We start from the raw sequence: 10,368 nt of genomic DNA on the forward strand, positions 1-10,368 counted from the left end.
AGCCTGCCTTCGCAGGCTAAAAGTTTGATAGCCTGCGAAGGCAGGCTTCGTATTTCTAGCCCCACCCTTATAGGGTGAGGGCGTTTTTGCACATTTGGGATGCTCCCGTTGACGGTTGACGGTTGACTGTTGAATGTTGATAAATGCCCAATACCCATCTTAAGTTTTCCAAAATAGCTTGAGGCGAGTACATAAACTTGTAAACAGCGCGATTGGTAAAGTCGTAGCAATTCCTTTAACTACTCCCATTACAGGCGTAGTTGTATTAGCAATAATCCAATCTTCCATACCTGTTAGTTGTAAGATAGGCCAAAGCAGATTAGCAAAGGCTACATAAGCAATCATCGGATTCTGCCCATTATCGATTAATAATTGCAGCCATTTTTTTTGACCAAAAACATCAATTAGGATGGTAAAAGTTATCAGTAAAAAAATTGCGATCGCACTGGTGATAAAATAATAACTATATGTAGAAGGGTCTTTATGAATTCCCCCTTGGAACGGCTCAAAAAATAACCCTAAAAATAACCAATAAACTCCCCACTGATAAAATTGCTTCAGTAGGCTATCTATATCATTTTCAGTTTGTGAAAATAATAACCAACTTGCGCCACAAATTGCCGCACTTACTAGCGTTGTTTGCCATACCCAACGCCCTTGTAATCCTACCAGCAAGACTAAGCAAATCATCAGCATAGATAGAATAATCAGCAATAAACGCTGTGTATTCCGAGCAGCTAAAACTTGCTGATTTGCTGATATTTCCCCAGATTGATTACTTTTTTGTAGCCATTTTAATATCAACTCTCCGATAATAGTCCCAGGAATAACAATAAACAAGTATTTTAAATAATAAAATTGAAATATCCACCCAAAGCTGAGATTATATCCCAAAATTGGCACAGATGAAGCTGTCCATAAATCTTTTACCCAGCCATCAATAGTGGCGGATGACTGCAAAGCAATTAAACAGCCTAATAATCCCAAGCGTAACAGCAAATTAGATCTCGTAAATAACCAAGCTAGCGAGCCAAAAACAGCCATATTTGCTAATACCATTAATATAGGATCGCTACGCTCAAGTAAAAAACCCTTACCACCATATTGTAGTTGGGAAATGATAGCAATTGTCGCGATAAATCCGGCAATATTTAGCCAAACGCCATATTTACGCCATTTTCCTAAAATCGCCCAATTTCCAAATATTAAAAATAGCAATCCAAACCCAAGCATTGCTAGATACCAGGTTTCTGGAGTTGGGTTTTTGTTGATAGTAAACGGGCGAAGATGTTGGAGAATAATCGCAAAGGCTGCTAACATTAAGCCGCGCTTCAAAATATATAAAATAATTCTGTAATTACTCCAACCCTGAGCAAGCCTACGCGATAGTGCTAGGGGAATCGCCGCACCCATTGCAAATAAAAATAAGGGAAATACTACATCTACCCAAGTTAAGCCAGCAATCTGAGCATTAAAAGCATGAGTTGGGGGTGGTTCTTGTGCATGGTACATCCATGCTGGCAAAATCTTATAGCGGATTGTACCGGAAAGAACCATCGCTAAAATTGCCAATCCTCGCAGTGCATCTAAAGCATCAGCACGTTTAACATTTGTGATAGGAGTAATATTACTTTCCTGAGTCAATGTCATTACCTAAATAAGTAATTCGGCGTGATTTAAAGATAACTAGTTTTCGCGTAGCGTCTCCGACAGGAGAAGGCTGTTATTAGTCATTTGTCATTAGTCATTTGTCATTCTTACAAAGTTCTGATCGGAGGAAACCTTCGATCAGACTTTGCGCTTTGTCATTGGTAAGGGTTTCAAGCATGTTTACTTTTCGTAACATAATTATCTGCGATCGCCTAGTTACTTATCAGAAAATTTAGTATATCAGCCTTAAATTATTTGTGAAAGTAAGTAAATGTATGAAGGCAGAAGAAAGGCAGATAAGGAGGACAAATAAAAATTGTACAGACAAGGTTTATCGCGTCTCTATTGACTATTGACTATTGACTATTGACTATTGACTATTGACTACTTAGAAATAATAAAAGAGCGAGTAGCCATACGAATCAATCTTTCCGGTGATTTGGCTCGATTTACTGTGAGACGAGAAATTCGATATTTATCTCGCAACCAACGGAATCTGAAAATTGTGCTGTTATAAAGATAACCTGATTGGTAATATTTAGCTGCATGGGTTTCTACCAGAGGATTCATTGAACCATAGGGATAAGCAATGTGTCTTGCAATCTCTTCTGGTGGCGCTAATCCAGCCATGCATTCTCTCAGTTGAGTTTGTGCTTGAGCAAGTTCTTGATCTAATTCGGGAATAGTTAATTTAACTAAGTTTTTGTGGGTTTTTCCATGCGATTGAATATCATAAAATCCTTTGGAGAATCCATCTCTTAAATCTTCACAACTGAGATAAGTTGTAGATGGATGCTGAGATTTAGCTAATGTGCCTGGATTGACAAATAGAACTATTTTTATTTTTTGATTAAATTCTTGCTCTAATCTCTCTAAAACCGGAATGATGTTGGTATATACAGTTTTATAACTGTCATCAAAACTTAGCATGATCGGTTTCTTACCTACATATTCTTCAGGTATTTCTCGGTGACGCTCAATAAAGTAATCATATAAATCTTGAGTAGATAGAAACCAATAATTATTCCGGACTAAATACTCTAGAAGTTTTTCTAAGTCTTGCATATTATAAGACATGTTTTTGGCGATAGGATTGTTGATTATGCCAAAATTAGGATGATTTAAATCAACAATCCCATGAAACCCCAAAAGAGGGATTCTTGGTGCAGTTATATAAGATAGGAGTAGGATAATAGTGAAAAAGAAGGCAATAAGATATAAAGCAATAAATTGCAGATCTAATTTGGGTTTTGCTTTGAATTTGTAAGTTTGGAATTTCAAAGACATGGTTGGTTAATTAAGTAAAAATATATCGGCTGGTCTCAAATAATTATTAAGTTATTTCATAGCAAATATAAAAGTTTCTTAGTATACTTAGCTATTAGATATAAGGTTATCTATATGTTGCAGCCGGACAAGGCTAACATAACCTGGATTTCTCACCAAATTTTTCAATACCTAGATTTCTCTTTGTCCAGAGGTCGTAGGGGCGGGTTAAGCGAGATAGTCGTGAATAATGGAATCATATCTGTGAACCCGCCCCTACTGCTTGTGAGAAATGCGGGATAAGTATTGATAAATTTTGGGTTTAAATCATGGATAAAATCTATATCTTTTCTAAGTTAGTAGCAAGCTAAACTTCCAGCACTAAAGTGCTTACTACGAACTTATTAAAAGTTTTGTAACCGACCACTAGCGCGAAGGGTATTTGGCAAATCTAGCAAGGATTGTCGCCTAAGAAATAAATTTTGTCAAATAAATTTTAGCAAGGTAATACTAAGTATAATTAAAAGCTTAAGTTACGCTTTGTTAACGCAAACTCCGAACAGGATATAATATCAATTTGAAATGAGTTTAGGCACAGAAGAAAACAGTTAATCGGCTGGTTTATTAAATACCTCAAGAATTTGACGACAAATTTGTTTGAGCTTGTCTTCAATGTGCAGAGAAGGTTTGGATGTACCCACAATACTCCAATTCTCTATAGTGGAAAGTCGCCAAGCTTCGCCGCGATGATCGAATGCTGCTACTTCTATGCCGATCGCGCGTCGCGAATGACTTACAGGATCTTGATAAAATCGGATTTGAATCAGAACGCTACGACTACGCCAAGATTTACTAATACCCGGAAAGTGAAAGCCAATATCTATAGAATCTGGATCGACTAACTCCCGCGTTTCTGGATCGTTTTTCCAAGGTTTGAGATCCGATTTCGCATCAGGGAACTCTAATTTAAACAAATTAACTACCGTAGCAATCTTGCTGGCGAGTTCAAGGTTAGTTGCTTGTTCAGATGCGTTCACTAAAAAACACTCCTATATTGCATCGGCTTACGGGAAATGTAAAGACAGGAAACCGCCAGAAAGTTTATGGTATTTGTGTTTCAGCTTATCAAGGCCTTTGAGGATTTCGCAACTCTAAATGATGCTTTCCTAACAATCATTGTTTACAAGAACTGCCAAAAACTGCTACTTTTTTTAGTTTTTAGACAAGGCGAGTCACCTTGAGTAATTATACTTAAAATTTTTCAAAATTACAGAAGATAATTAGCCGTTTTGCGAATATAAAAACTTAATATGCAAAAATTTATCCGAAAATCCTGTGTTGGTAGGAGATATAGATTACCGTCGCAATATAAAATTACACTGTTAGTCGGCAAACAAACAGCAAATTTTTTCTAGATATGTCGCGTCAACGCTCTCTTTTGTCATTGGTTTTAGTATTATTGGCAACATTCCTCATCAGTTGTAGTAGTCCTACTGTAGCTAAGGCTCCTCCTACTTATACAACAGCACAACTGACGAAAATCCAGACTTATGTGCCAGAGATTGTGGCTGTGCGCGATCGCGCAGCAGAACTGAAAAACCTCATCGAACGCAAAGATTGGATTTATGTAGGTAATTTTATACACGGGCCTTTAGCAGAAGCTCGGTTAAATATGACTTATGTGATTCCCAACCTCTTACCCCAAACTCAACCTCAAGCGCGTCAGATAGCGCGTGATTTGTTTAACCATCTGGTGAAAATCGATCAGGCTGCTAGTGATGGTAATAGCCTAGTTGCCTTGAATAATTATGCTGAGGCTATTGCAGATCTTGGTAAATTCTTGGAACTGGTTCCGGAAACCAGCAGCGCATCATAAGCAATCTGTTGACGGTTGACGGTTGACGGTTGACTGTTGACTGTTGACTGTCAAAACCGATATTTTGCACAACTGAAATAGGATTGCTATATAAGTTATGAGTGAGGAGTTAGGAAGCAAAACTTTCTAACTCCTTACTTTTGGATTGAGTTATAAGTTATGAGTCATGTAGTAATTATCGGTTGTGGTGTAGTTGGAGCAGCGATCGCTTATGAACTCAGTCTGGTTCCAGGGCTGAAAATTACGGTTTTGGATAGTCAACCACCGGCACAAGCTTCTACAGGTGCGGCGCTGGGTGTATTAATGGGGGTAATTAGCCAAAAAGTTAAGGGTAAGGCTTGGCAATTACGACAAACTAGCATCCAACGTTATGAAACCCTCATACCCGAATTAGAAGCGATCGCTAAACGCAAAATTCCCTTCAATCGTCAAGGAATCCTCAGTTTGTGCTTAGAGGGGGAGGATTTAGCCGAGAAAGAAAATTTGGTGAAAATTCGTCAATCTCAAGGTTGGCAATTGGAAATTTGGGACAAGGCGAAACTACAAAATCTCTGTCCGCAGATAGATGCAGAAAATCTGATTGGTGCGGCCTATTCTCCCCAAGACCGCCAACTTGACCCCACAGCTTTAACATTAGCGTTAGTTGAGGCTGCCCAGCATAATGGCGTTAGCTTTCAATTTGGCGTCACGGTATTAGATAGTCACGCCTCCGAGCCATTGTGCCAGGAATTAGATACAACAGCTGGGAAAATCGCTGCTGATTGGTTTGTTGTCGCTGCTGGATTGGGTTCAACACCATTGACAGCCCAATTAAATCAAAAAGTCGATATCCGCCCGGTATTAGGGCAAGCATTGCAAGTACATTTAGAACATCCTCTAGGAAATCCAGAGTTTCAGCCAGCAATTACGGGTAATGATGTGCATATCGTCCCTGTAGGCGGTGGCGATTACTGGATCGGCGCTACAGTGGAATTTCCTAGCGATAGCGATGAAATACCGCCCAATCAAGAATTATTAGCATCGGTGAGACAACAGGCGATCGCATTTTGTCCCGAATTAGCCCAAGCCCATATTACCCGCACTTGGTCGGGTTTACGCCCCCGCCCCGAAGGACGCCCCGCCCCTGTGATTGGTAAATTACCAGGGTTTAATAATGTCCTCCTAGCTACCGGACATTATCGCAACGGCGTTTTACTCGCACCCGCAACAGCTTATGCAATTCGTGAGATGATGGGCATGGGGAATGGGGCATAGGGTATAGGGCATGGGGCATGGGGCATGGGGCATTGGTCAAAATACTAATGACCAATGACTAATGACTAATGACCAATGACTAATGACTTTTTAGGAAATTTTCGTGTCAATAACAGAACATAAAATAACCGTAAATTCTCTAGAGTGGTTTTACCGAGAAGCTGAACCAGTAGGGAGAACTGACTTATTACCTGTAGTATTGCTACATGGTATAGTCTCCCAAAGTTACAGTTGGCGTCACATTTTACCAGCTTTAGCCAGTCAGGGAACAAGAGCGATCGCCCCTGATTGGATTGGTTATGGTTTTTCCGCTACTCCAGAAAAACGAGATTTCGCCTACAGTCCCGATGCATTTATTACAGCTTTAACAGGATTTATTCAAGCTTTAGAATTAGAAAAGTTTTCTTTAGTTGTGCAAGGATTTTTAGGTTCTGTAGGCTTACAATATGCCCTGCGCAACCCAGATAAAATTGCCAATTTAGCTATTTTGAATGCGCCAATTTCACCTGCTGCCAAATTACCTTGGAAAATCAAACAAATGGGTTTACCATTAGCAGGAGAAATGATGACTCAAGACCCCCTTTTAGTTGATAGAACTTTAGAAGGTGGTAGCCGTTATCGCATAGAAGATAAAGATTTGGATGTTTATCGCCGTCCATATTTGAAAAGTTCTGCACCTGGACGCGGTTTGCTAGCAACTATTCGGAATATCCGGCTAGATTCAGCTATGTCAGAAATTTCATCTGGCTTTAAAGCATGGGACAAACCAATTTTAATTCAATGGGGAATGATTGACCCTTGGTTACCTATAGATATAGCTGAAACTTTTGTTAATTCTGTCCCCAAAGCTGAATTAGTCAAATTAAATAATGTGGGACATTACCCACAAGAACATTATCACGAGACGATTTTACAAGACCTTTTACCCTTTGTGCGTGTAGCCGAGTCTCATTGATAAAGTTATTACTCACTTTACGACTTTACGCGCCAGAGAATAAATTCTCTGGCTAATAGCTAAAGTCTACTAAAGTAGACTAATAAGCTGCTGTGCAGCTAAATTATATAAGTCAAAAACGCAAAATAATTGTAGTGCGGGCATCTTGCCCGCGTCTTATATACAAATTAGATGCGTCGCAGCTTATCTTGAAACCAGGGCGGGCGAGACGCCCACCCCACAATATGGGATTATTTATTTCTGGAGAAATTCCTCAATTACGAATTACGAATTACTATTAATCTGGTAAACCCATTACTTTGCGATAATGGGGTGCAAGTCTTTTAACGCTGGAAGATGGGCGTTGACTGTGCCATTGACTGTTGCTATATATTTCTTTGCGTAAATCATCAACGTTGACATTTATAACTTTGCCATCAGCAACAATTTGATTGCCATTTACCCAAACACTATTAACTACATTACAAGGTCTACCTAATACTAATAAACCGATGGGATCTGTACGGGGTAATAAAGATAAATTAGTTAAATCGTAAAGTACTAAATCGGCTTGTTTACCTACTGTTAAAGAACCGAGTTTATTGCCTAAATTTAATCCCTTTGCACCTCCCAAAGCAGCCATAATTACTGCTTGTCTGGGTGTAATCCAGTGCTGATAATCTAAATCTGTAACGTTGTGTAAAATCGAGCCGATTTTAATTGCTTCTAGCAAATCTTGAGAATCATTACTCGAAGCACCATCACAACCAAAAGTTACATTTACTCCCGCTTGACGATATTTTAAAAGCGGTGCAATTCCACTTCCTAAACGCAGATTACTTAAGGGGTTGTGAACAACTGTTGATTTAGTTTCGGCAAGGATCGCAATATCATTATCGCTTAACCAAACACAATGAGCCAAAGAAGTGCGATCGCTTAAATAGCCAATTCGGTGCAGATGTTCCACCGCCGAACAACCGTATTTCTCTTGGGCGAGTTTTTCCTGTGCTTTAGTTTCCAGTAAATGAGAGTGACGACAAAGATTATAGCGATCGCTTAATTCAATACACCCAGTAAATAACGCATCGCTACATAATTGAATTCCTGTAGGCGCAACTAAAATATTTACACCCTCATCCGGGTGATGAAACTGCTTAACTACCTCTTCAATGATGTCTAGGGTGTCTTGAGTTGAGCGAAAATAAGGCTCGTGAGTTTGTTGTGATTCTCCAGATGGTATCCCAGCTGTCAAGGATTCATCTTGAATTAAAGGGGCGACAAAAGCGCGAATCCCCACTTCTTTGTAAGCGCGAATAGCAGTAGCAATTGTTTCAAACTCTTGTCCGGGAATTAGCACCAAATGATCGACAACACTTGTACCGCCAGAAAGAAGAGTTTCTACTGCTGTTCCTAATGCACTAATATAAACCTTGTCTAAATCCAGGGGAGAAAAATCGTAGAGTTCCGCCAACCATAATTCTAAAGGTAAAGGTGGAATCGCTCCCCGTTGCCACATTTCCGAAGAATGGGTGTGAGCATTAACAAACCCAGGAAGTAAGAGCTTATTAGTACCATCAATTGCTGTACCGACTACATCTAGAGTTGGGGCGATCGCAGTAATTTTACCATCCACAACCTGGACATCAACAAATGCATAAGCATGATCGGTCGGAATCAAAACATTCTGGATCGTAAACTTCATAAGTGCTTGCAGTAACTAGTTTTTCCCTTCTCAATGAGTAGCATTTGAGTAGAAAAATTACAAAATCTTTAAGAATCTGGACAGTCAAGTTTTGTAACTTTTGCGTAAGTGTAGTAACTCAAGATAGTGTCTACAATGGTGAGGTACAGCCTAATTGTCATGGCAGTAATTTAGTATTTATGCCCAGCGATCGCTCCCATCGATGTCAAGAATTTTAACCTTAATTAAGTAATCACCCGTCTCAGTGCATTTCAGGGTACAAATGAAACAATGGTGTTGGGTTTTGCAAGTTTATGAATCAGCCTTTGCGGTCATTAGGAATTGCACCAAATGCTTGGACAGTAAATCAGGCGATCGCAGATATTACTCGTCCGCCAAAGACCCCACAAACTGCTACCTTATCAACAGAAACCAAAACCCTGCGAATTGATTGGACAAAAGCTGCCATCATTGTCATTGATATGCAAAATGACTTTTGCCATCCCGATGGCTGGTTAGCGCATATTGGTGTAGATGTTACCCCAGCCCGCAAACCAATCGCACCTTTACAAAATTTATTACCACACCTGCGCGGGGCTGATGTGCCGATAATTTGGTTAAATTGGGGGAATCGTCCCGATTTACTGAATATTAGTGCAGGCTTGCATCACGTTTACAACCCCACAGGCGATGGCGTCGGTTTAGGCGATCCTCTACCTAGCAATGGTGCGAAAGTACTCATGGCTGGTAGTTGGGCAGCAGCCGTAGTAGACGAACTCCAACAATTACCCCAAGATATTTGTATAGATAAATATCGCATGAGCGGCTTTTGGGATACACCCTTAGATAGCATCTTGCGTAATCTGGGCAAAACCACATTATTTTTTGCTGGTGTCAATGCCGATCAATGTGTGATGGCGACTTTATGTGATGCCAACTTTTTAGGATATGACTGCATTTTAGTTAAAGATTGTACCGCTACAACTTCCCCCGATTATTGTTGGTTGGCGACGTTGTACAACGTTAAACAATGCTTTGGTTTTGTGACTGGTTCCCCAGAGATTTTAACAGCATTGCAAAATCCTAATTCTTGAGTTTTATTAACTTCAGAGGAGATAAATTAATGCACGCTACTCGTTGCGTAATTCCTGTGATTAAATCTCCCAAAGATTATCAAGTTTACCGCATTAATCCCAATGATTCTAATCGATTAGCAATTATTTTTGATACAGCTAATGCTAACACTTCCTTAACTTGCTGCGTAGAAATTTTTGATGTAGGCGGGCAAACTCCACCGAATCGCCATCAATGGGCGGTGGAAATGTTTTTTATCTTAAAAGGTGAAGGGATTGCTATTTGTGATGGTAAAAAAGTACCTATTAAAACCGGAGATAGTTTATTAGTACCGCCTACAGGCACCCATTTGATTAAAAATACAGGTACAACTCGCTTGTATACATTAACAATTATGGTACCAAATGAAGATTTTTCGGAATTAATTCGTAGCGGTACACCAATGGAGTTAGATGCAGAAGATATGACAGTTTTAGGGAGATTAGACGCTTTGATGCCCTGTTAAATACATGACAGAGAATTTTATCAGTCAACAGTCAACAGTCAACAGTCAACAGTCAACAGTCAACAGTCAACAGTCAACAGTCAACAGTCAACAGTCAACAGTCAACAGTCAACAGTCAACAGTCAACA

The 10,368-nt window shown here is 39.7% G+C and carries 9 protein-coding genes and 1 pseudogene; 6 read left to right on the plus strand and 4 right to left on the minus strand.

What is annotated here, in order from left to right:
* Window positions 1-159 precede the first annotated feature (159 nt).
* The 3 genes from H6G08_RS36230 to H6G08_RS36240 form a co-directional block, all read right to left on the minus strand.
* Complete coding sequence (locus tag H6G08_RS36230) at window positions 160-1,644, minus strand: DUF5009 domain-containing protein (RefSeq protein WP_242046441.1); 1,485 nt, start codon at window positions 1,642-1,644, stop codon at window positions 160-162.
* Between the two features lie 390 nt (window positions 1,645-2,034).
* The gene (locus tag H6G08_RS36235) at window positions 2,035-2,727 is read right to left on the minus strand and encodes a polysaccharide deacetylase family protein (RefSeq protein ID WP_190552056.1); all 693 of its coding nucleotides are present in this window, start codon (window positions 2,725-2,727) and stop codon (window positions 2,035-2,037) included.
* 797 nt (window positions 2,728-3,524) lie between these two features.
* Window positions 3,525-3,953 carry a Tery_1686 family protein gene (locus tag H6G08_RS36240; protein ID WP_190552058.1) on the minus strand — a complete coding sequence of 143 codons (429 nt, stop codon included), beginning with the start codon at window positions 3,951-3,953 and terminating at the stop codon, window positions 3,525-3,527.
* A gap of 356 nt (window positions 3,954-4,309) precedes the next feature.
* Between H6G08_RS36240 and psbQ the strand changes: the two are divergent.
* From psbQ to H6G08_RS36255, 3 genes and pseudogenes are all read left to right on the plus strand, one after another.
* Window positions 4,310-4,792: pseudogene (gene psbQ, locus H6G08_RS36245) on the plus strand (photosystem II protein PsbQ); the annotation flags it as partial.
* A gap of 159 nt (window positions 4,793-4,951) precedes the next feature.
* Window positions 4,952-6,046: an NAD(P)/FAD-dependent oxidoreductase gene (locus H6G08_RS36250; RefSeq protein ID WP_190552063.1), complete on the plus strand. Its 1,095-nt coding sequence runs from the start codon at window positions 4,952-4,954 to the stop codon at window positions 6,044-6,046.
* 103 nt (window positions 6,047-6,149) lie between these two features.
* Window positions 6,150-7,001 carry an alpha/beta fold hydrolase gene (locus H6G08_RS36255; protein ID WP_190552065.1) on the plus strand — a complete coding sequence of 284 codons (852 nt, stop codon included), beginning with the start codon at window positions 6,150-6,152 and terminating at the stop codon, window positions 6,999-7,001.
* A 277-nt stretch (window positions 7,002-7,278) separates the two neighbouring features.
* Here H6G08_RS36255 and H6G08_RS36260 read toward each other — a convergent pair whose 3' ends face one another.
* Window positions 7,279-8,682: an amidohydrolase gene (locus H6G08_RS36260; RefSeq protein WP_190552067.1), complete on the minus strand. Its 1,404-nt coding sequence runs from the start codon at window positions 8,680-8,682 to the stop codon at window positions 7,279-7,281.
* Window positions 8,683-8,726: 44 nt separating this feature from the next.
* Here H6G08_RS36260 and H6G08_RS36265 point away from each other — a divergent pair, with 44 nt between their 5' ends.
* The 3 genes from H6G08_RS36265 to H6G08_RS36275 all read left to right on the plus strand — a co-directional run bounded on the left by H6G08_RS36265 (window position 8,727) and on the right by H6G08_RS36275 (window position 10,240).
* Entirely contained in the window at window positions 8,727-8,900 is a 174-nt protein-coding gene (locus H6G08_RS36265) for a hypothetical protein (protein WP_190552069.1), read from the plus strand.
* A gap of 75 nt (window positions 8,901-8,975) precedes the next feature.
* Complete coding sequence (locus H6G08_RS36270; RefSeq protein ID WP_190552071.1) at window positions 8,976-9,755, plus strand: cysteine hydrolase family protein; 780 nt, start codon at window positions 8,976-8,978, stop codon at window positions 9,753-9,755.
* Window positions 9,756-9,784: 29 nt separating this feature from the next.
* Window positions 9,785-10,240 (plus strand): cupin domain-containing protein, encoded by a 456-nt coding sequence (locus H6G08_RS36275; RefSeq protein ID WP_190552073.1) that lies wholly within the window; start codon window positions 9,785-9,787, stop codon window positions 10,238-10,240.
* Window positions 10,241-10,368 lie beyond the last annotated feature (128 nt).

It is taken from the genome of Calothrix anomala FACHB-343, assembly GCF_014696435.1.
GTDB lineage: Bacteria > Cyanobacteriota > Cyanobacteriia > Cyanobacteriales > Nostocaceae > Aulosira > Aulosira anomala_A.